This window comes from Paenibacillus sp. GCM10027629 (genome assembly GCF_042676425.1).
In the GTDB taxonomy this organism is placed as follows: domain Bacteria; phylum Bacillota; class Bacilli; order Paenibacillales; family Paenibacillaceae; genus Paenibacillus_K; species Paenibacillus_K terrigena.
In genome coordinates, this window is sequence record NZ_JBHTGZ010000017.1 from 297,138 (window position 1) to 317,057 (window position 19,920).

General features: G+C 45.8%; 21 protein-coding genes, 1 pseudogene and 1 other annotated feature. Of the genes and pseudogenes, 18 read left to right on the top strand and 4 right to left on the bottom strand.

Annotation, left to right across the window (positions count from 1 at the left end; translation table 11 throughout):
• Nucleotides 1-185 precede the first annotated feature (185 nt).
• From tsaE to tsaD, 4 genes are read left to right on the top strand one after another with little or no spacing between them, the layout of a single operon-like run.
• Entirely contained in the window at nt 186-704 is a 519-nt protein-coding gene (gene tsaE / locus ACFQZR_RS26915) for a tRNA (adenosine(37)-N6)-threonylcarbamoyltransferase complex ATPase subunit type 1 TsaE (protein WP_379351471.1), read from the top strand.
• Nucleotides 701-1,531, top strand: coding sequence for a tRNA (adenosine(37)-N6)-threonylcarbamoyltransferase complex dimerization subunit type 1 TsaB (gene tsaB / locus ACFQZR_RS26920; RefSeq protein ID WP_379351426.1), 831 nt, complete (start codon nt 701-703; stop codon nt 1,529-1,531). Before tsaE ends, tsaB begins: the two co-directional genes overlap by 4 nt.
• A gap of 16 nt (nt 1,532-1,547) precedes the next feature.
• Nucleotides 1,548-2,093 (top strand): ribosomal protein S18-alanine N-acetyltransferase, encoded by a 546-nt coding sequence (gene rimI / locus ACFQZR_RS26925; RefSeq protein WP_379351427.1) that lies wholly within the window; start codon nt 1,548-1,550, stop codon nt 2,091-2,093.
• Nucleotides 2,086-3,132 (top strand): tRNA (adenosine(37)-N6)-threonylcarbamoyltransferase complex transferase subunit TsaD, encoded by a 1,047-nt coding sequence (gene tsaD, locus ACFQZR_RS26930; RefSeq protein WP_379351428.1) that lies wholly within the window; start codon nt 2,086-2,088, stop codon nt 3,130-3,132. Before rimI ends, tsaD begins: the two co-directional genes overlap by 8 nt.
• Before the next feature lie 59 nt (nt 3,133-3,191).
• Here the strand turns inward: tsaD and ACFQZR_RS26935 are convergent, their stop codons facing one another.
• Together ACFQZR_RS26935 and ACFQZR_RS26940 are read right to left on the bottom strand one after the other, a co-directional pair.
• Nucleotides 3,192-3,680: a CcdC family protein gene (locus tag ACFQZR_RS26935; protein WP_379351429.1), complete on the bottom strand. Its 489-nt coding sequence runs from the start codon at nt 3,678-3,680 to the stop codon at nt 3,192-3,194.
• Nucleotides 3,681-4,104: 424 nt separating this feature from the next.
• A complete protein-coding gene (locus ACFQZR_RS26940; protein WP_379351430.1) occupies nt 4,105-6,048 on the bottom strand; it encodes an ABC-F family ATP-binding cassette domain-containing protein in 1,944 nt (647 codons plus the stop codon).
• A 147-nt stretch (nt 6,049-6,195) separates the two neighbouring features.
• On the opposite strand from ACFQZR_RS26940, the gene ACFQZR_RS26945 reads away from it, so the two are divergent.
• The 5 genes and pseudogenes from ACFQZR_RS26945 (at nt 6,196) to tatC (ending at nt 8,795) form a co-directional block, all read left to right on the top strand.
• Entirely contained in the window at nt 6,196-6,837 is a 642-nt protein-coding gene (locus ACFQZR_RS26945; RefSeq protein WP_379351431.1) for a 5-formyltetrahydrofolate cyclo-ligase, read from the top strand.
• Between the two features lie 106 nt (nt 6,838-6,943).
• The gene (locus ACFQZR_RS26950; protein WP_018757598.1) at nt 6,944-7,441 is read left to right on the top strand and encodes a MogA/MoaB family molybdenum cofactor biosynthesis protein; all 498 of its coding nucleotides are present in this window, start codon (nt 6,944-6,946) and stop codon (nt 7,439-7,441) included.
• Between the two features lie 50 nt (nt 7,442-7,491).
• Nucleotides 7,492-7,689 (top strand): annotated as a pseudogene (locus ACFQZR_RS26955) (molybdopterin-binding protein); the annotation flags it as partial.
• 56 nt (nt 7,690-7,745) lie between these two features.
• Nucleotides 7,746-8,003: a twin-arginine translocase TatA/TatE family subunit gene (locus tag ACFQZR_RS26960; protein ID WP_379351432.1), complete on the top strand. Its 258-nt coding sequence runs from the start codon at nt 7,746-7,748 to the stop codon at nt 8,001-8,003.
• Between the two features lie 18 nt (nt 8,004-8,021).
• Entirely contained in the window at nt 8,022-8,795 is a 774-nt protein-coding gene (tatC, locus tag ACFQZR_RS26965; RefSeq protein WP_379351433.1) for a twin-arginine translocase subunit TatC, read from the top strand.
• Between the two features lie 70 nt (nt 8,796-8,865).
• Here tatC and ACFQZR_RS26970 read toward each other — a convergent pair whose 3' ends face one another.
• Nucleotides 8,866-9,225 (bottom strand): transporter, encoded by a 360-nt coding sequence (locus tag ACFQZR_RS26970; RefSeq protein WP_379351434.1) that lies wholly within the window; start codon nt 9,223-9,225, stop codon nt 8,866-8,868.
• 329 nt (nt 9,226-9,554) lie between these two features.
• On the opposite strand from ACFQZR_RS26970, the gene groES reads away from it, so the two are divergent.
• Nucleotides 9,555-9,836, top strand: coding sequence for a co-chaperone GroES (groES, locus tag ACFQZR_RS26975; RefSeq protein ID WP_018757602.1), 282 nt, complete (start codon nt 9,555-9,557; stop codon nt 9,834-9,836).
• A gap of 52 nt (nt 9,837-9,888) precedes the next feature.
• Nucleotides 9,889-11,517: a chaperonin GroEL gene (gene groL / locus ACFQZR_RS26980; RefSeq protein ID WP_379351435.1), complete on the top strand. Its 1,629-nt coding sequence runs from the start codon at nt 9,889-9,891 to the stop codon at nt 11,515-11,517.
• A gap of 134 nt (nt 11,518-11,651) precedes the next feature.
• Here groL and ACFQZR_RS26985 read toward each other — a convergent pair whose 3' ends face one another.
• Nucleotides 11,652-12,014, bottom strand: a complete 363-nt coding sequence (locus ACFQZR_RS26985; RefSeq protein WP_379351436.1) for an HsmA family protein — start codon at nt 12,012-12,014, stop codon at nt 11,652-11,654.
• A 162-nt stretch (nt 12,015-12,176) separates the two neighbouring features.
• Nucleotides 12,177-12,399 (top strand) — a binding site (T-box leader).
• A gap of 79 nt (nt 12,400-12,478) precedes the next feature.
• Between ACFQZR_RS26985 and tyrS the strand changes: the two genes are divergently transcribed.
• The 7 genes from tyrS to ACFQZR_RS27020 all read left to right on the top strand — a co-directional run bounded on the left by tyrS (nt 12,479) and on the right by ACFQZR_RS27020 (nt 19,706).
• Nucleotides 12,479-13,738 carry a tyrosine--tRNA ligase gene (tyrS, locus tag ACFQZR_RS26990; protein WP_379351472.1) on the top strand — a complete coding sequence of 420 codons (1,260 nt, stop codon included), beginning with the start codon at nt 12,479-12,481 and terminating at the stop codon, nt 13,736-13,738.
• A 187-nt stretch (nt 13,739-13,925) separates the two neighbouring features.
• The gene (locus ACFQZR_RS26995; protein WP_379351437.1) at nt 13,926-14,504 is read left to right on the top strand and encodes a DUF5317 domain-containing protein; all 579 of its coding nucleotides are present in this window, start codon (nt 13,926-13,928) and stop codon (nt 14,502-14,504) included.
• A 668-nt stretch (nt 14,505-15,172) separates the two neighbouring features.
• Nucleotides 15,173-16,645, top strand: a complete 1,473-nt coding sequence (locus ACFQZR_RS27000; RefSeq protein WP_379351438.1) for a bifunctional diguanylate cyclase/phosphohydrolase — start codon at nt 15,173-15,175, stop codon at nt 16,643-16,645.
• A 109-nt stretch (nt 16,646-16,754) separates the two neighbouring features.
• A complete protein-coding gene (locus tag ACFQZR_RS27005; RefSeq protein ID WP_379351439.1) occupies nt 16,755-17,801 on the top strand; it encodes an NAD-dependent epimerase/dehydratase family protein in 1,047 nt (348 codons plus the stop codon).
• A 242-nt stretch (nt 17,802-18,043) separates the two neighbouring features.
• Nucleotides 18,044-18,340 (top strand): hypothetical protein, encoded by a 297-nt coding sequence (locus ACFQZR_RS27010; RefSeq protein ID WP_379351440.1) that lies wholly within the window; start codon nt 18,044-18,046, stop codon nt 18,338-18,340.
• 53 nt (nt 18,341-18,393) lie between these two features.
• Nucleotides 18,394-18,786: a cupin domain-containing protein gene (locus ACFQZR_RS27015; RefSeq protein ID WP_379351441.1), complete on the top strand. Its 393-nt coding sequence runs from the start codon at nt 18,394-18,396 to the stop codon at nt 18,784-18,786.
• Nucleotides 18,783-19,706 (top strand): LCP family glycopolymer transferase, encoded by a 924-nt coding sequence (locus ACFQZR_RS27020; RefSeq protein ID WP_379351442.1) that lies wholly within the window; start codon nt 18,783-18,785, stop codon nt 19,704-19,706. Before ACFQZR_RS27015 ends, ACFQZR_RS27020 begins: the two co-directional genes overlap by 4 nt.
• The last annotated feature ends 214 nt before the right edge of the window (nt 19,707-19,920 follow it).

Here is a 19,920-nt window from a genome sequence, read left to right on the forward strand (position 1 = left end):
GCTGAAATAAGAAGATGGTATGAGCATGGAACCGGCCCGAACCCAAGATGCGAGCAAGTACGCAGACTTATGGTTCGGGCTTTTTTCGAATCGCGAGGGCTGTGCCTGAATATTGCAGGCAGGGAAGAGGGCCGATATAATAAGAGCATTATGCAATATGAATCAGGCAGATCAGGAAGATGGGTATGCTTGAATCATACGGAGAAGAACTGGAGTTGAAAGTGGTGTTCAATACGTATACATTCCGTTCCATGCAAGAGGCAGACACTGAACGGCTTGCTGCAAAGCTGGCGGATTGGATTCAGCCGGGGACTGTTATTGCGCTGGACGGTGATTTGGGAGCGGGGAAGACGCGATTCTCTCAGGCGCTAGCTCGGGCAATTGGCGTGCCTGATGTCGTGAATAGTCCGACATTTACGATTATCAAAGAATATGAAGGAACAACACTTCCTTTCTATCATATGGATGTCTACCGTCTGTCCATCGAAGAAGCGGACGAGCTTGGACTCGATGACTACTTCTTCGGGCAAGGGCTGACGGTTGTGGAATGGTCGAGTTTAATTACGGAGCTGCTGCCTGCGGCGTACTTGCACATTTATATTGAATACGCCGGCATGACAGAACGGTTATTCCATGTGCGTGCTTATGGCTCTCCCTATGAGGCATGGTGCGAGGAACTGAACAAGGAGGGGGCGTCATCATGATGAGCAAAGAAGCAACGCGTAAGCGGTTTTTGGCAATCGATACATCGACTGCGATGTTAAGTGTTGCTGTTGTTGAAGGTACACGTGTACTGAAAGAGGTCTCTTCATCAGCAGAACGCAATCATTCACTTTATTTAATCCCGACGGTGAAAGAGGTCCTTCATGCATTGGATCTGGGAGAGCAGGATTTGGATGGCATTATTATAGGCCGCGGCCCAGGCTCCTATACAGGTGTACGGATTGGCGTGACGGTTGGAAAGACACTGGCGTGGGTATGGAAAAAGCCGATTGTCGGGGTCTCAAGTTTGGAAGGTCTAGCACTCGCGGGGTGGCAGCACGGATTGCATGCGGAAGGAGCCGAAGCTTCGGATGGTGAATTGGAGATGCGCCCATTAAGTTCAATCGATGCGCAGCAGGATCAGCACTGGATTGTCCCGTTGATGGATGCCCGCAGAGGACAAGTCTATACTTCCCTGTGGTGCGGCGAGGTGGCTGCGGATTCGACCCCTTGGGCCAATCTCGAAGAGGATCGGGTTCGGCTCATGAAGGAGTGGGTTAATCAACTAGCGGAAAAGGCTGAAGTTGAAGGAACGCCATCTTCGATATGGGTCGTGGGTGACGTGGAATTGCATCGAGCTGAAGCGGAGCGTCTAGGCACGCTAGTCCGTTGTCCGGTGCAGATCGTTGGTCATACGATAGAAGCAAGATGGCTTGGCCTTACGGGCGGAAAGAGACTGATGCAAGGGGAGTATGATGATGCGCATCGATTGGAGCCGAATTATACACAGCTTGCAGAAGCGGAAGCGAAGCTGCTCGGGAAGTCGTAGAGGGGGAATGCGAATCATGGAAGAACGTGAGCAAGTCGCAACAACAGGTACGGGGGAGCTTTGTTTTCGGTTGATGCAGCTTGAGGATATCGAGACGATTGTCGAGCTTGAACACCTCGCATTTACGATGCCTTGGACTGCCGAAGCATTCCGTAATGAATTAACACAGAATCATTTCGCACGGTACATGGTCATGGAACTGCATGATCAAATTATAGGTTATGGCGGCATGTGGACCATCATAGATGAAGCGCATATTACGAATATAGCTGTTCGGCCGGAATATCGAGGGCGGAAGCTCGGCGCGAGGTTGCTATCGGAGCTCATGAAGACGGCGAGTTATATGGGAATGCGTAAAATGACGCTAGAGGTGCGGGTATCGAATACAGTTGCGCAAGGTTTATATCGGAAATTTGGATTCAGCCCTGCGGGAGTTCGTCCACGTTATTATTCAGATAACAATGAAGACGCGATGATCATGTGGGCAGATATTCCGGAAGAATGGGAAGCGTTTAGCGCAGATGGAACGGGAGCGAAGGAAGTGGGTGACAGCAATGAATAACATCAGCGGCTACGGTAAGCCGAACTATATACTAGCGATTGAGACAAGCTGTGACGAGACAAGCGTGGCAATCATTAAAGACGGCAAAGAAATATTGTCGAATATCGTTGCGAGCCAGATCGAGACGCACAAACGCTTCGGCGGTGTCGTGCCGGAGGTGGCTTCACGCAAGCATGTGGAGACCATTACGATCACGACGGAGGAAGCGGTTGAGGAGGCTGGCATCGCGTTAACCGATTTGTCTGCAATTGCGGTAACGATGGGTCCAGGGCTTGTCGGGGCGCTGCTCGTCGGGATTGTAGCGGCCAAGGCACTTGCAATGGCACTGGATTTGCCGTTGATCGGAACGCATCATATCGCAGGGCACATCTACGCGAATCAGCTCGTACATGAGATGGAATATCCATGTATGGCGCTTGTTGTATCCGGTGGGCACACGGAACTTGTGCTGCTCGAGAGCGAAGGTGTATTTCGTGTGATCGGGCGGACGAGAGATGATGCGGTGGGCGAAGCGTATGATAAAGTCGCACGTGCGCTGCAGTTCCCATACCCGGGGGGCCCGCATGTGGACCGTCTTGCGCATGAAGCGGAAGCAGCAGTTCCATTGCCGCGTTCCTGGCTAGAGCCAGATTCCTATGATTTCAGCTTCAGTGGTCTGAAATCTGCGGTGCTGAATGTGATTAATCAGACGAAGATGCGGAACGAAGAATTAAACTTCGCGCATGTTGCACGTGGATTCCAAGAGTCGGTCATCGACGTCTTGATGGAGAAAGCGATTCGAGCGGCGAAGGAGTTCGAAGTGAAGCAGCTGCTCTTATGCGGTGGTGTAGCCGCCAATCGGGGTTTACGCGAAGCGTTGACGGCTCGATGTGCAGCAGAAGGCTTGCCGCTGCTTATTCCGCCGTTCGCGCTATGCAGTGATAATGCGGCGATGATTGGTGCGGCGGCGTACCTGAAGTGGAAGCGCGGTGAGTTTACAGCGCTGGATCTGAAGGGGGAGCCAACATTGTCGCTCGAAGCTTGGTCCGTTCAAAGCTAATATACGAAAAGGCTGTATCGATTCTTCTTCATGGAAGAGTGTCGATACAGCCTTTTCTGTTAAATGCGAACATTCGCATGCTGTAGCTTACGGTACTGCATCAACATGGCGATACGCCATGGAAGCAGCATGCCGAACGCGAGAATGAAGAAGAGACCTGCGCTTTGTGGGACCGTGATGTATTTTTCGAGCACATCATGAAGGATGACGCGTAGCACAAGGAGTCCGACAATGACGAAGATGAACATATTGGAGCGTTTCAAATAGATCAGCTCATTCTTTTGCTCGAATCGAGATGTAAGGATCAGCGGATATGAGAAGAGAATTACCCCGACGAGAAATGAGGCTAGAGCCCAAGTTAGTGGGACTCGAAACTCAGGCACCACGAACATGAGGAAGCCGGATACCATGCCGATCGGCGGCATAATAATTTTTTTCATATTCGTAGGTTTGTTCGTACCGCGCAGTCGTAGGAAGATAACGGCGGACCCGCCTAATATGGTTGCAAGAATGGAAAGGCCGTGCATAGAGAATAAAGAGCCAGCCATGACAATCACCTCATTGTGAAATATAGAATACGTGCAATGCATTAAGTCGTATTATAGCACAAAGCATCTGGAGAAATCTCCTGTTCATTAGAGCTGGTTTGGGGGGTGACTTTAACCTTGTGGACAAAGTTATCCACATATCCGACGAGAGCTGTGTATAACCGCTGTAACGCTATGGCGCGCAGTGATACGGGTTTTATGGAAATCGGGGATAGCTTTTTCATGTCGAATCGGTTATTTCTGTGGATAATGTGGATAAAAAAGTGAATAATTATGGAAATTGCATGTTACCCCCTCGTATATCAATAAAAAAAGCGGCCATATAGGCCGCAAGGAGGATAAAGTTATTCACTTTATTTGTGGATAAGGCTGTGTACAAGCGTTTATTTAAGTGAGAGCTTAAAAAGTCGGGTTTTCAACCTCTTTAAGCCATTGTCTCTTCCCATTGCTCGTATGTTAGCGCCAGACGGGACTTTTTCTCATCGATTTGGGTCTGAGTTTCCTGTACGGCAACGTAATCTTGATAGACCTCAGGAAGCGTGAGGTTGTGCTCCAGCTCCGCAATTTCCGTTTCAAGCTGCGCGATATCGGCTTCGAGCTGTTCTTGTTTGCGTTGTCTGTTTCGTTCATCGCGTTTTGCTTGTTTGTTGTCTTCGAAGGAAGAGGCACCGCCGGATGATTTGTCTCCCGATCCGTTATTTGTTGCGGATTCTTTGCTAGTCGCAGCTGCAGCTTCGGCTAACATTTCGGCAATTTCTTGCTTTTTCTCGACATAATCATCGTAATTTCCTAGGAAATGTTGCGTGCCAGTCGGACCAAGTTCTACGATTCGCTCGGCCATTTTGTTCAAGAAGTAACGGTCATGCGAGATGAATAGTAACGTTCCTTCGTAATCCATGAGTGCGGATTCCAACACTTCTTTGCTGAAGAGATCCAGATGGTTCGTCGGCTCATCTAGGATCAGCATGTTAGCTTTTAAGAGCATAAGCTTAGCGAGCGAGACACGAGCTTTCTCCCCACCGCTCAATGACATGACTTTCTTAAGCACATCTTCTCCACTAAATAAGAAATTGCCTAACACGGTACGGATCCGTGCTTCCTCTAGATGAGGATAGGCAGACCAGAGCTCCTCGAGTACGGTATTATTCGGATTAAGGCCTGTCTGTTCTTGATCGTAATACCCCAGTTTGACATTCGTTCCCCAGTTAAAGGATCCGCTTAACGGTTGCATCTGTCCGACAAGAGCCTTCAATAAAGTGGATTTGCCAATCCCGTTCGGACCAATGAGGGCAACCGTTTCACCCCGGCGCAAATCGAGTGAGACATTCTTGAATAAGGTTCCTTTATTCGGAAAACCCATGGCGAGATCACTAACCTGCAGCACTTCCTTCCCGGATGTGAGCTCCACTTCGAAGGTGAAGGACGCTTTCTTCAGATCGCCAAGCGGTTTCTCTAGACGATCTATCTTCTCGAGTGCTTTACGGCGGCTCTGCGCGCGTTTGGTCGTCGTTGCGCGTACGATATTTTTACGGATGAAATCTTCCATCTTCGCGATTTCAGTCTGTTGACGTTCATAGTGCTTGCTCTCGATTTCATAGTCTGCTGCCTTAAGCTCGATATACTTACTGTAATTGCCGGTATATCGCTTCGATTGATGCCTCTCTATTTCGACGATGTTCGTAACGAGGGCGTCGAGGAAGTAGCGGTCATGTGATACAACGACGATGGCGCCGGCGTATCCGCGCAAATAATCTTCAAGCCAAGTTAATGTTTCGATATCCAGATGGTTCGTTGGTTCGTCCAGCATGAGCACATCTGGGGCTTGCAGCAGGATGCGAGCAAGGGCAAGTCGGGTCCGCTGGCCGCCGCTTAACGTATGAATGGGCGTATCGAAGGAGAAGCTCCCGAATCCCATCCCATGTAGAATAGATTTGATCTTGGTCTCAACTTCATAGCCGCCTTGTTCGCGGAACCAATCTGAGCGTGTGGCATAGCGGTTCAACGTGTCCGCATATTTCTTATCATCTGCCATCAACGTCGGATCGGCGATTTGTAGTTCTAGATCACGCAGTTCTTTCTCTGCATCAATCAAATGCGCGAAGACCTGCAGCATTTCATCCCAGATCGACCGATCGGATTGCAGGCCGCTGTTCTGGGCAAGATACCCAAGGCGTGTCTCTTTGGCTTTGAAAATTTGCCCTTGATCTGGGCGGATTTCACCGGCGATAATCTTAAGCAGTGTAGATTTGCCCGCGCCGTTCACACCTACAAGACCGATTCGTTCTCGATCATTGACCATCAGGTTAATATTTGACAGAATATTGGTTACACCATAATTTTTCGTTATTCCTGAAGCTTGAAGCAGCATTTCGTCGATACCTCCAACACATGTTCACGGTTTCATTAGTACATATTGTACATGAATTTTGAGGAAAGTGCGAAGAAATGGAAGGATAACGTTGAAAACTAGCGAAAGTAAATGAACAATGGTAAACTAAGGGTGTGATTTCGTTAAATGAGCGAGAAACAAGAGATTCGTAAGCGAATCAGGACCTTGCGAAAGGCCCTGTCCGCGAGTGAGCATCGGGTGAAATCCGAACGAATATGTAGAGAAGCTGCGAGGTGGGTTGATCATAAGGCCCTGTCGGGAGAACAATCCGCGAATCGTAGCGTTTTCGTCTATCTTCCCTATGAACACGAGATCGATGTCATTCCTTTCATTCAGCATTGCTGGGACCGGGGATATACGGTTTATGCACCACATGTGGATCAAGCCGCTGGACAGATGCAGTTGTTCCAGATCCGATCGTTATCCGATGTAGAAGTTGGCAGCTACTGCATTCGGGAACCGAAATTATCGCTTCCTCTACTACCTGCGACTAGGTGGGCAATGCTTGATTGGGTTGTCGTTCCAGGGCTCGCCTTTGATCAGCATGGCGGGCGGATGGGATACGGCGGCGGCTATTACGATCGTTTTATGGCAAGAGTTGCTGCTTCACATCCAGAAGAATCCGATCGAAGGCCGCTATGTATTGCGTTGGCATTCGGGTTACAGGTGATCGATCATGTGCCAATGGAGGTCCATGATTTGCGTGTAGATTGCTTAATTACGGAAGACATGACACTCGTTATAGACTCAGCCAGTTATAATGACTAGCTTGATGATGATTGATATAATACATGAATTTTTCTTTTATATACGATAGAAGTACTACATGGAAAAACTATATATTGAAGTTCGACATTCGAGGGAGGAGTGCGAAATGATCTGGAGAGTAGGAATCCTAACCGCTAGCGATAAGGGCTCAAGAGGCGAACGCGAGGATACGAGTGCGCAAGTCATTCGCGAGATGATCGAAGAGGAGCTTGGCGGTGAAATTGTCGAGTATCGCATTGTACCGGATGAGAAGGATGAGATTATGGCGGGACTGATCGAGATGGCCGATTATTTCCAGACTCATTTGATCTTGACGACAGGCGGGACAGGCCTAGCCGAGCGTGATGTCACACCGGAAGCAACGTTGAAGGTGGTTGACCGTGAGGTACCGGGGATGGCGGAGGCCATGCGCGCAGCATCCATGGTGAAGACAAGACGGGCAATGTTATCGCGCGGAGTATGCGGGATTCGTGGAAAGACATTAATTCTGAACTTACCGGGGAGCCCGAAAGGCGTGCACGAGAATCTCAATGCGGTCATGGACCAGCTTCCGCACGCACTCGACATCATCACAGGCCGTTACAAGGAACACCAAGATGAATAATCGAAGTATTTCTTCTTCGCTTCTTTTCCGAAGCCTACCGTAGATCGTATCGATTTGTACCGGACGAAATGGTGATAATTGTCACGAAAATTTCCTAATTGAAGGAACAAATGTGTGATATGATACTGCTTACAGGCGGGACGTCTGTAGATCCCGATGATCGGACTCCTGGAGCAATTCGGCAAGCAGGCGCAGAAATTATCCGCTATGGGACGCCAATGCTGCCAGGTTCCATGGTATTAATGGGCTAGAACAGAATCGATATTATTTTCGCTGATGAAGTGAACGAAGGGGGATATGCAAGGTGGGAGGCATAGGTGTTACAGGCTTTATTTTGCTGATTATCGTCGCATTGTTATTGTTCGGCCCGAATAAGCTGCCTCAATTAGGTCGCGCATTTGGTCGGACATTGCGTGAGTTCAAAGAGGGAGCGCGTGATATTATCTCAGACGATGAGTATGATGATCGCAAACCCGCGAAGCAAGAAATTCGCAGTTCGGACAGCACATCGCAGCCTGTACTGGATCAGAAGCACGCGAATGATAAACGTTTACCTGATTAATATTAGCGTGGTGGTTGTATGACGGAGCAGCATATCGAAGCAGACGACATGACGATATGGGAGCATATCGGCGAGCTGCGCAGACGGATCTTCTATATTCTGATTGTATTGGTTCTTGGGATGATTCTCGGGTTTGTCGTTACAGACCCAATCTATAATTATCTAATTGCCATTGCGCCGGTAAAAGACATGAATTTTCATGCTTTTTCGATGTGGGATGCAATCGGTATCTATATGAAATTTGCTTTTGTGATTGGTTTAATCGTAGGCCTGCCGTTCACGGTCTACCAGGTCTGGTTGTTCGTACGCCCGGGGTTACGCGATGTTGAACGCAAGGGTGCCGTGCAATACATTCCGTTTGTTCTGCTATTATTTCTAGCTGGCCTTGCTTTCTCCTATTATGTTGTATTTCCACTCGCATTCTCGTTTACGACGGAAATGACGAAGCATATGGGACTCGTGGAGACCTATGGGGTTACACAATACTTTTCATTCTTATTCAATATTCTCATTCCGATCTCGCTCTTGTTCGAATTGCCGATTATCATTATGTTCTTGACCAAGATTCGAATCGTGAATCCGAAGAGATTGCGTAAAATGCGAAAGTTAGCCTATTTTGTATTGATCTTCATCGGTGTACTAATTACACCGCCGGATTTGATCTCAGACTCGCTCGTTGCTGTACCATTGATCCTTTTGTACGAATTCAGTGTATGGTTGTCTTCGCTTGTCTATCGGAAGCAGCTTGCGCGAGAACAAGCCTGGGAAGAAGAGTTCGAATACGAATCGTAGGAACAATAGAAGACGCTTATCGGATGAACCGATAGGCGTCTTTTTGGTTAGGATCGTAAGTTTTCATATTTTAGAAGCATGTGAAAGATGCGATCTGTCTCAAGTCTATGCCGAAATACATCCAGAAGAAGCCATTCCAGCGGAACCCGGCTACGGAGTCGCGTCCGACGAATACAGGGAAGAACCAGAATTGCTGGCCGTTGTTCAGCCATACATACGTATTTCGGAACAGACAACGGCTAATGGCTCCTGGATCTACAGCGAAGACACCTGCTTGCGCTTGGGGCATAGCCGGTATGAATTGTGGTGGCGGTGAGGTTGGAGCTTGGGCTCCGGAGGGTCCAGGTGTAACCGGCGGCAGTCCAGGCGGTCCTCCGAAGGGAAAGAAAGAGCGTCCGCCTGGTGGGCGTCGTGGAGGCATAAATGCCATGAAGTTCACTCCTTATCGTTATTTTAGCAATCTTATCTTTAACGTATGGGGGCGGATGACTATCGGCTTGGGCACGTGTCTTGGTACGTGTATTTATTTTTCTTGCGAGTATCGATTGGCATAATTTGGTTGACATTGGATAGAATGGGTAGGTGTGCCGAAGCGGAAGAATGTTGAAAAGTTCATGTAAATTTAGAGAAAAGGACTTGAAATGTTCTTCCAAAATAGGTATCATAAAAATTGTTATTAGCACTAATGGTGAACGAGTGCTAATACATTACACATAATGGTTAATGCTTAAAAAACATATTTAAAGGAGGCTATTTTTCATGATCAGACCTTTAGGTGAACGCGTATTAGTTGAAGCAGTAGAGAAAGAAGAGACAACAGCATTCGGTATCGTATTGCCAGACTCCGCGAAAGACAAACCACAAGAGGGTAAAGTTATTGCGGTAGGAATCGGCGCGGTGAAAGATGGCGTTCGTATTCCGCTTGAAGTGAAAGAAGGCGACCGCGTAATCTTCTCGAAATACGCTGGCACTGAAGTGAAATTCGAAGGTAAAGAATACTTGATTATGAAAGAAAGCGATATCCACGCGATTATCGGCTAATTGATCCAATCAGTGAATCCATAATAACAATTATTTAGGGAGGTTTTTCACGATGGCAAAGGAAATTAAATTCAGTGAAGACGCACGCCGTGCGATGCTTCGTGGTGTAGATACATTAGCAAACGCAGTAAAAGTGACGCTTGGACCTAAAGGTCGTAACGTTGTTCTTGAGAAAAAATTCGGAAGCCCGCTCATCACGAATGACGGTGTTACGATTGCGAAAGAAATCGAACTTGAAGATGCATTCGAGAACATGGGTGCACAACTTGTTAAAGAAGTAGCTACAAAAACAAATGATGTTGCCGGTGACGGTACAACAACAGCTACCGTTCTTGCTCAAGCGATGATTCGCGAAGGTTTGAAGAACGTAACTGCAGGTGCTAACCCAATGGTCATCCGCAAAGGGATTGACAAAGCGGTTCGTGCAGCGGTTGAAGAATTGCAAAAAATTGCAAAACCAATCGAAGGTAAACAATCGATCGCACAAGTTGCTGCAATCTCGGCTGCTGACGATGAAGTTGGTGAATTGATCGCAGAAGCAATGGAGAAAGTCGGCAAAGACGGCGTGATCACGGTTGAAGAATCCAAAGGCTTCTTAACAGAACTTGAAGTGGTTGAAGGTATGCAATTCGACCGTGGATACACTTCCCCGTACATGATTACCGATACAGACAAGATGGAAGCTGTCCTAGACAACCCTTATATCTTGATCACAGATAAGAAGATCTCGAACATCCAAGAAATCTTGCCAGTGCTTGAGAAAGTGGTTCAAGCAGGTAAGCAGCTTCTAATTATCGCTGAAGATGTTGAAGGTGAAGCACAAGCGACACTGATCATGAACAAACTTCGCGGTACATTCACTTGCGTATCCGTTAAAGCTCCAGGCTTCGGCGATCGCCGCAAAGCAATGCTTGCTGACATCGCTGCATTGACTGGCGGTCAAGTGATCACAGAAGAATTGGGTCTTGATCTGAAATCGACTACAGTTGGACAATTGGGTACTGCGCGTCAAATCCGCGTAACGAAAGATAATACAATCATCGTTGATGGCAACGGTGCAAAAGAAGATATCGAAGCACGCGTGAACCAAATCCGTGCGCAATTGGAAGAGACAACTTCCGAATTCGATAAAGAGAAATTGCAAGAGCGTCTGGCTAAATTGGCTGGCGGTGTAGCGGTAATCAAAGTTGGTGCAGCTACAGAAACAGAATTGAAAGAGCGCAAATTGCGTATTGAAGACGCATTGAACGCAACACGTGCAGCGGTTGAAGAAGGTATCGTTGCAGGTGGTGGTACAGCACTTGTAAGCATCTACAATGCTGTAGCAGCAGTTCAAGCGAAAGGCGACGAGCAGACAGGTGTGAACATCATCTTGCGTGCTCTTGAAGAGCCAGTTCGTACAATCGCAGCGAACGCAGGTCAAGAAGGATCTGTAATCGTTGAGCGTCTGAAAAAAGAAGCGGTAGGCATCGGCTACAACGCAGCAACTGGCGAATGGGTGAACATGATCGAAACAGGTATCGTTGACCCAGCGAAAGTAACGCGTTCCGCATTGCAAAACGCAGCATCTGTTGCAGCTATGTTCTTGACTACAGAAGCGGTTATCGCTGACAAGCCAGAACCAAACAAACCAGCTATGCCTGATATGGGCGGCATGGGCGGTATGGGCGGCATGATGTAATAATCAGGCCAAAAACCTTGATATATCAACAAAAAAGGACCCGTAAGGGTCCTTTTTTTAAATGAAAATCACATTTGTGTCACGAAAAAATGATACAAATCCAAGGAAACGTCTCGGCTGAGCCAGTTTAGCCGTTATAGCATGCTCATACTAACGCCGATAAGATAAGGAATCAACCATAGGATCCAGACGATCAAGCTAAAGCGATGGAAGGTGTGCTGAGCATTCGCGGATCCTCTCCATTTGACGAGTGCAGCCCAGACCGCGTGAATTAGCATCAGGATGAGGGCAGCACCGCCGGTTAACGCATGAACAACATTCCCGCCATTCGAAGCGAGCGTGCTCATGAGGGTTGTACCTGTGGTATCGCAGACGAGACCGAGTAGGAAATAAATCAGATGTTTGGTTTGAAGTGTACCGGAACGTTTTTCGCCCCAGACACCGATGGTGTAGAATATAAGGGCACAATTAATGAAAATAATTGCAGCTGCTAGCATGTAGGTTCACCTCTTATTGTGAGTTGTTGTTTCTTCGTACATGGATCCTATCATGCCAATATGAATGCAGTGTGAACAGGACATTACGGCTAGGATGGAGGAGAATGGGCGTGTTGTTGACATTGCAATCTGAATTCTCTATAATGTCTGTAATCTTATATGTCTTATACGTTGAAAGAGCGAAGTAGCAGCTTGTCCCTGTTCTCAGAAAGCTGGGGGTTGATGAGACCCAGTACACACAAATCCTGCGAATTACACTCTGGAGTATCTTAGGTGTCCCTAAGCGGAGTAGCGATCGATAATATCGCTGAGAGTGGTATTTATGGCGACGTACGCGCTGTGAATGCAATTTGGGTGGTAACACGGTTATTCAATCGTCCCGATGTCTAGAATAGACAGGGGACGATTTTTTGTTGTTTATTCGGAGAAATTTTAACAATAAAAAGGAGATGGAGAACATGACGATGAACATTATCGACGAACTCGAATGGCGCGACGCCATTAACCAACAGACGGATGCAGAAGGATTGCGTCAATTGACGAATGAGAAATCAATATCCTTGTACTGCGGCGTTGACCCGACAGGCGACAGTATGCATATTGGACACTTAATTCCATTCATGATGTTAAGACGCTTTCAGCTCGCTGGACACCGTCCTGTCATTCTAATTGGTGGAGCAACAGGAACGATTGGGGATCCAAGTGGCCGCCAATCGGAGCGCTCTCTACAGACGATGGAGCAAGTACAAGCGAACGTTGAAGCGTTAACTGCACAGATGAAGAAGCTGTTCGATACGGATGGCAGCAACCAGCTTCGAATGGTGAATAACTATGATTGGACACATAAAATCAATGTCATCGACTTCTTGCGCGATTATGGGAAGAATTTCAGTATCAATGCGATGCTCGCAAAGGATGTTGTAGCAAGCCGTCTTGAGAGCGGAATTTCTTTTACGGAGTTTTCGTATCAGATTCTTCAATCCCTCGACTTCCTTCATTTGTTCAAGGAAGAGAATGTTCAACTGCAAATTGGCGGTTCTGATCAATGGGGGAACATCACGAGTGGCTTGGATTTGATTCGTAAGAAAGAAGGATCGGAAGCAAAAGCTTATGGCTTAACGATTCCACTTATGCTGAAATCCGACGGTACGAAATTTGGTAAAACGGCTGGTGGTGCGGTATGGCTTGATCCGAACAAAACAACCCCATTCGAGTTCTACCAATTCTGGGCGAACACGGATGATCGCGATGTCATTAAGTACCTGAAATTCTTTACTTTCCTGGATAAAGAAGCGATTGATACATTAGTGGAGAAGGTTCAGACAGAACCGCATAAACGTGAAGCGCAGAAGACGTTGGCTGAAGAAATGACAAAGTTCGTGCACGGTGAGGAAATGCTGGAGCAAGCGAAGAAAATCACCGCAGCATTGTTCAGTGGAGATATCAAATCATTGACCGCCGACGAGATCGAGCAAGGCTTCAAAGAAATGCCGACGTTCCACGCGACCAAAGAATCGAAGAATATCGTAGAATGGCTGGTTGACCTAGGTATCGAGCCTTCCAAGCGCCAGGCGCGTGAGGATATTACCAAAGGTGCGATTTCCATGAATGGCGAACGCGTTACGAATCTTGAGATGGAAGTAACCGTAGAGAACTCTTTCGATGGCCGATTCATCATTATCCGTAAAGGGAAGAAGAATTATAGTTTAGTTCGATTGACTTAATAAGAACTAGGCTTGGGTTAGCAAGAACTCCTCACATTTTTTTATGAACTTGTGGGGAGTTTTTTTGGTATCTAGTAAGGTACGGTATATTAGGGAAATATTGACGTTAAAGGCTGGAAGTCTTATAATGTCGGTAAATGATGGTAATATTATTGTCATTTTTAGTAATATAAAGGGGAATAATAGGATGGTTTTCGATGGGATCTTAATTGGTTTAATTGTTGGATTTATACGAGCAGGTTTTCGTAATGGTCTCATCGCGCTTTCGAATGTTCGAATTAAAGGTGGCCTAATCTTTCCGATTCTACTACTCCTCCAATTTGCTATTTTCTTATTTCAAGGGAAAATTCAGTTTATCGCCGATTACAGCGGGTACTTTTTCATTGTTGTCTATATTGCAGGACTCTATCTATTGTGGCTTAATCGGTTAGCGCATGGCTTTGGATATATTTTTACTGGGGTGGCTTTGAACTTTCTTGTTATGGCGATTAACGGTGGACGGATGCCAGTGTCATTGGAGGCGGCTTCTGTGCTTGACCCAATCTATCTCGAAATGCTTAAGAGTGATACTGCAGTGACGAAGCATTTCTTATTGGATAATTCGACAAGACTTCCTTTTCTTGGTGATATTATTCCACTATCCTCCCCATATCCAAGGAACCAGGCAATTAGTGTAGGCGATGTGATTATGAATTTTGGAATGTTCCTCTATCTCCAGAAGATTATGCTGGAACAGAAGATTCGTACTTCCTTAGTTGAAACATAATAACTATGTCATATTAGACTAATTGAAAGGGGATACATACGATGAAAATGTTCAAAGACGTAAATATTGCACGTATGCTTCTAAATGCAGTGATCGTTGCTTCAGTTGTTGTTGCACTTACATCAGGTTATAGAATTATTGGTTAGTAAATAAGGAGGCAGGATTGCCTGCTTCCTTATATTTTTTTAAGTATTCATAAGCTTCAGTGTTAAATTGTTCTTTATAATTCGAAGAAACGCTTACCATCTTAATTGGATGTAAAAGTCGTTTCTTCTTGTTTAAGACGAAGAGAAGGAGGGAGATTCTTGCTTCATAAATTATCACTTCTACTTAGACAACCCGGCTTTATTTATGGGTTGATGATATCCCTCATTGGTTCTGTGCTTCTTGTTTATAATTTTGATTATTCTTTGTTCACTTATTCTTCTTCAGAGTGGGTTATGCTCTACGCATTCGTTGCAGCTGTATTGTTCCTTCAATATTTTTTGTTCCGAGTACCTCCTGAAGGAAACTCTGAATCAATGGATTCCGCAGTCTTAATGGCTGTTCTTTTTGTATACGGTGGTGGTTATACACTTGTAATATTATTCATAAGTGCTATCATTTTGGCGTTTTTGGAAAAGAAGACAAAAGTATGGATGCATTTTTTGAATTTTAGCGCATATACGATGATGTTACTTGGTGCAGAGACTGTTTTTCATTTATTCGGTGGTCAAACGGGGAAATTTAATTTAAGTCATTTATTTGCATATTTAGCGGCGTTATCTGTTTATTCAATTATTAATATTATTGTTATGAGTGGTTACTTTGTTTCTGTTAATAAGATAAGCGTTTTGGAGATAGCACGTGGATTTTTCAAAGATTCATTATTTTCATATCTCAGCACGATGTTACTATCACTTGTTTTGTTGATGTTATTTGACAGTAACCAGCTATTTGGATTGTTCTTAATACTAACGATTTCACTATTATTATCTTTTTCATTTAAGAAGCTATTTCAAATCTATAACCAAGTCAACCAAAAAGCAAACATAGACCAGCGAACAGGACTTTATAACCATAGCTACTTCGAAGAGAAGCTGGATGAATATATTAAGCTGAATCGATCGCAAGAGAAGACATTCTCATTAGCCATGCTCGATTTGGATGATTTCAAGAAGTATAATGATGCTTATGGGCATCCTGAAGGAGACAAGCTGCTTAGCTTCTTTGGAAACCTTGTTAAATCGGAGTGTGAGCCCCATCAATTTGTTGCTGCGCGGTATGGCGGGGAAGAATTCTCTATCATTATGCCAGGTTATACACTTGAACAAGCAAGGGTATTTATTAATGGCTTGAGGAAGCTTGTGAATCACACTCCTTATGATGGGGTAGACGTCTTCCCGCATGGCTGTATCTCATTCTCAGCAGGATTGCTTGAGATTAATAAGGAGACTTACGATAAATCACAGTTGGTCGATGGGGCTGATCGTGCATTATATATGGCTAAATCAAAGGGAAAAAATATGGTGTCAATCTATGGAGAACAGGACGAGCCGCCTCAGCGTCTGGAGCATGATATCCACGAGCTCGAACAGCAGGTCAAGATCTTCCTATCCAAAGACATCTACACCTACAAACACTCGAAACGTGTCTACTCCTATGCGGTGGATATGGCGGAAGTCTTGCAGCTGAATGAAGAAGATCGTCGAACACTGATTTTAGGCGCGTTGATTCATGATATCGGCAAATTAGAAATTCCACGAGATGTGCTGAATAAGAAGACGAAGCTGACACCGGATGAATGGGAAATGGTCAAGAAGCATGTTCTATGGGGCAAAGAAATTGTGCTAGCGACGGGCAAATATAAGGAGCTTATTCCACTTATTGAGTTGCATCACGAACGTTATGACGGCAAGGGTTACCCGCATGGCTTAAAAGAAAATGAGATCCCACGGCTTGCTCGAGTGCTCTGTATCATCGATTCCTTTGATGCGATGACGACAGAGCGGCCTTATCAAGCAACGAAATCGTATGAGGAAGCATTGAATGAGATCAGACGGTGTACAGGCAGTCAGTTTGATCCGGAGCTTGCTGGGTATTTTATCGCTTATATTGAAAAGAAATATACCATCGACACTTCTCGCGTGCTGACTTCCTAATCATGATTAGGAGTCGGCACTTTTTATTTGTGTGAAGTGAGGTCTTCTTCGTATAATCAGAATGATAGAAGTCTATGACCATATCACCATATTAAGGGAGGGACAGTAAATGAACATTCTTGTCATCGGTGGATCACGATTTCTTGGCAGATTTGTCGTCGAAGAGGCGCTGTGTAAAGGCTATCAGGTAACGGTATTTAATCGAGGGCAACATAATGGAATTTTTGAAGGACAGCCTGTAGAACAGCTGATTGGAGATCGACAACAGGATCTATCACTGCTGCGCAATCGATCTTGGGACGCGGTTGTGGATACATGCGCCTATCTCCCGGGTGATGTTACAGGGCTATTGGATATGCTCAAGGGCAATATCAAACACTATACGTTCATCTCCAGTATTTCTGTGTATCAGGATTGGGTTCCTGTCGGCATTGATGAGTCGTATACAACGCCAACGCTATCGGAGGAGAAGTTACAAGAGCTGCTAAGTGATCCTTCGGTTACATTACCAGGCGAGCACTATGGTCACTTGAAACGAATGTGCGAGATGGAAGCGGAGCGTATCATGCCGGATCAAGTCTTTCATGTTCGTCCTGGCTTGATTGTCGGACCTCATGATGAATCAGATCGATTGACTTATTGGGTAAGACGTGTAGGTGAAGGTGGGGCTGTGCTTGCGCCAGAATTTCCGGAGCAGCAGATTCAATTCATTGATGGGCGTGATCTTGCTTGTTGGATTCTGCATGGCGTAGAACAACAGATTACCGGGATTTATAACGCGACAGGTCCTGCGAGACCGTTATCGATGGAGCAATTCCTGAATACGTGCCGAGGCGTCACGAACAGCGATGCGGAATGGGTATGGACGAAGGAGCAATTTTTACTCTATCATGGGGTTCAGCCATGGCGAGATTTGCCGTTATGGATACCGCATAACTTTCCGCTAGAAGAGGGAGGAGAGCCTTGGCGCGGTGCAGGTTCAGTGGATATAACACGCGCGTTGGAAGCTGGACTCACCTATAGACCTCTGGAAGCGACGATTACAGATTTATGGAATTGGGATCAGCAACGATTGCAGGAGGGGAAGCTGCTTAAGGCAGGATTAACCTCTGATAGAGAAGTGGAATTGATTCGTTTATATCGTGACGAGCAGTAATTGTTAGGCCTCCGTAAGGAGGCTTTTTTTATTGATTCATGGACGAAGATCAGCACTATCTGTCTCAATTTGTTGATCGGACAGATGTCGAGAAATGCAGCAATAGCAAGGTTTTTAAGGGGAAAAATGACACAAAACAAAATGTATCTTTTTGGTAGATTTGTGATTGACAAGGATACATATTGTATCATAAATTTAATATACAAAAATTCATAGATGAGAGAGTAGAGGAGGATCTAGTCATGTTGAACTTCGAATGGTTGTACAGCAAGGTCTGGCAATCCGGATCGGTAGTAGAGGATGTCATAGATCCAATTCTATTAGGGATTCTGATTCTTAGTATCATCAGTTACGGATTATTCCGCATCGTTCAGCGCAAGAAAGGTAGAGTCCACTCCAAATCGGTGCGTTCGGCAGCGGGATGGGGAATGATGGCGCTCATCGCAATCACCGTATTGCGAGAAGGATATATGCTGCTTAAGGTCACAGGTATGATGGTTGTTTTGGCACAAGTGATTGTATTGGTAGTATCTGCTTGAAGTATTTCAGAGGCATTCGAAGAATGGGACTGGGACGGTGCAGGATGGAAAGCATGAATCGCTTAACTGCTGAATATGATTTTGATGGTGGACGGTATTGGATTTTGGACTGTAGACAGGAGCCCTCAGGACATATCGTGATGACGAGCAAGTATGTGCTCGAGCCGCGCTATCAACTGGCTTATGCGAATCACTCGATGCGATCCAAAGTGTGGGTTGTTACGGATGGCGATGGTGAGTTCATACATAACGGGGAAAGCCGACAAGTGCGTGCGGGTGATGTCTTGCAAATTATGGCCGGTAAACCACATTGCATTCGTGCGGTGACCGAAATGAAATGGGCTGAAGTCCAAGTGGGAATAGGCGGTTTCAATGAAGTGGAGGAGCAGCTTAAGGTCTGGTGGGGCGAATTGGAGCTGATGGATGAAGGGGTCTTATTACAATGAAACGTTGGGTATGGATTGTCTCGATAACCGTCTTTCTGCTGCTGTGTGGCGCAGGCGGCGTTGCCTATTATGTCTACAGCTCGGTCAAAGAGACGGCGGAGCAAATGTACATCCCTGTGAAAGCCAATAAGCCGGTATATGTGAGCCAAGATACGACCGTGAAGCCAAAGACAGAACCTATAGCGGTGGAGAAGCTCGAGCCCTTCAACGTACTCGTCATGGGCGTGGATGAGCGTGAACATGACCGAGGACGGTCCGACACCATTATTGTGGTTTCTGTAAATCCGAATAAGCCATCAATGCTGATGTTCAATCTCCCTCGTGATACAAGAACCGAAATTGTAGGGCATCATTCAGTGGATAAGATGAATCATGCTTATGCCTTTGGAGGCGTTGAGATGGCGCTTGCGACCGTAGAGAAGTTCCTCGATATGCCGATAGATTATGTCGTTAAAATTAACATGGAGGGCTTCGTGCAGCTCGTCGATTTGGTAGGTGGTGTGGAGGTCGAGAACCCGTTTGCTTTTAATGAGGGAGGGGTACGATTCGATAAAGGGACGATGAAACTGGACGGGGAGCATGCGCTGATCTATACTAGGATGCGTTATGAAGATCCCCGCGGTGATATGGGACGAAATGATCGGCAACGTCAAGTATTACTTAGGCTAATGCATACTGCGATGCAATGGGGCAGTATCGACCGGATACCAAGTCTATTAAAGGCTCTTGGCCGAAATGTGAAGACGAACATTACATTCGACGAGATGAAGTATATGTACAAGAACTATCTACCTGCGTTTAATACCATAGATACAACCGAGGTGCAGGGGACGGGAACACGGATTAATAACATTTACTATTACCTCGTGAATGACAAGGAACGAAAACGGCTGCATGACCTGTTAAAATCAAATCAGTGACGATACAGCAAACCCGCCAAGTCTTTCTTGGCGGGATAAATTGTGTTAATTTAACAGTATCTTATACTTTCCTTTAAAGCATGACGCGGAATAATTAGATGCGTTCGTGTCCATATTTTAGATATAGATTAACATCAAGAGACGAAAATTTTGCGACCCTATTAGACATAGAATTGTATAGTTCTAATGAAGTACGTACAATTTGTGTTGTTCG

Bases quoted from the DNA above. Each gene is read 5' to 3' on its own strand.
- tsaE (WP_379351471.1), top strand. From the start codon at position 186: ATGCTTGAATCATACGGAGAAGAACTGGAGTTGAAAGTGGTGTTCAAT.
- tsaB (WP_379351426.1), top strand. From the start codon at position 701: ATGATGAGCAAAGAAGCAACGCGTAAGCGGTTTTTGGCAATCGATACA.
- rimI (WP_379351427.1), top strand. From the start codon at position 1,548: ATGGAAGAACGTGAGCAAGTCGCAACAACAGGTACGGGGGAGCTTTGT.
- tsaD (WP_379351428.1), top strand. From the start codon at position 2,086: ATGAATAACATCAGCGGCTACGGTAAGCCGAACTATATACTAGCGATT.
- ACFQZR_RS26935 (WP_379351429.1), bottom strand. From the start codon at position 3,680: ATGGCTGGCTCTTTATTCTCTATGCACGGCCTTTCCATTCTTGCAACC.
- ACFQZR_RS26940 (WP_379351430.1), bottom strand. From the start codon at position 6,048: ATGCTGCTTCAAGCTTCAGGAATAACGAAAAATTATGGTGTAACCAAT.
- ACFQZR_RS26945 (WP_379351431.1), top strand. From the start codon at position 6,196: ATGAGCGAGAAACAAGAGATTCGTAAGCGAATCAGGACCTTGCGAAAG.
- ACFQZR_RS26950 (WP_018757598.1), top strand. From the start codon at position 6,944: ATGATCTGGAGAGTAGGAATCCTAACCGCTAGCGATAAGGGCTCAAGA.
- tatC (WP_379351433.1), top strand. From the start codon at position 8,022: ATGACGGAGCAGCATATCGAAGCAGACGACATGACGATATGGGAGCAT.
- ACFQZR_RS26970 (WP_379351434.1), bottom strand. From the start codon at position 9,225: ATGGCATTTATGCCTCCACGACGCCCACCAGGCGGACGCTCTTTCTTT.
- groES (WP_018757602.1), top strand. From the start codon at position 9,555: ATGATCAGACCTTTAGGTGAACGCGTATTAGTTGAAGCAGTAGAGAAA.
- groL (WP_379351435.1), top strand. From the start codon at position 9,889: ATGGCAAAGGAAATTAAATTCAGTGAAGACGCACGCCGTGCGATGCTT.
- ACFQZR_RS26985 (WP_379351436.1), bottom strand. From the start codon at position 12,014: ATGCTAGCAGCTGCAATTATTTTCATTAATTGTGCCCTTATATTCTAC.
- tyrS (WP_379351472.1), top strand. From the start codon at position 12,479: ATGAACATTATCGACGAACTCGAATGGCGCGACGCCATTAACCAACAG.
- ACFQZR_RS26995 (WP_379351437.1), top strand. From the start codon at position 13,926: ATGGTTTTCGATGGGATCTTAATTGGTTTAATTGTTGGATTTATACGA.
- ACFQZR_RS27000 (WP_379351438.1), top strand. From the start codon at position 15,173: ATGATGTTACTTGGTGCAGAGACTGTTTTTCATTTATTCGGTGGTCAA.
- ACFQZR_RS27005 (WP_379351439.1), top strand. From the start codon at position 16,755: ATGAACATTCTTGTCATCGGTGGATCACGATTTCTTGGCAGATTTGTC.
- ACFQZR_RS27010 (WP_379351440.1), top strand. From the start codon at position 18,044: ATGTTGAACTTCGAATGGTTGTACAGCAAGGTCTGGCAATCCGGATCG.
- ACFQZR_RS27015 (WP_379351441.1), top strand. From the start codon at position 18,394: ATGAATCGCTTAACTGCTGAATATGATTTTGATGGTGGACGGTATTGG.
- ACFQZR_RS27020 (WP_379351442.1), top strand. From the start codon at position 18,783: ATGAAACGTTGGGTATGGATTGTCTCGATAACCGTCTTTCTGCTGCTG.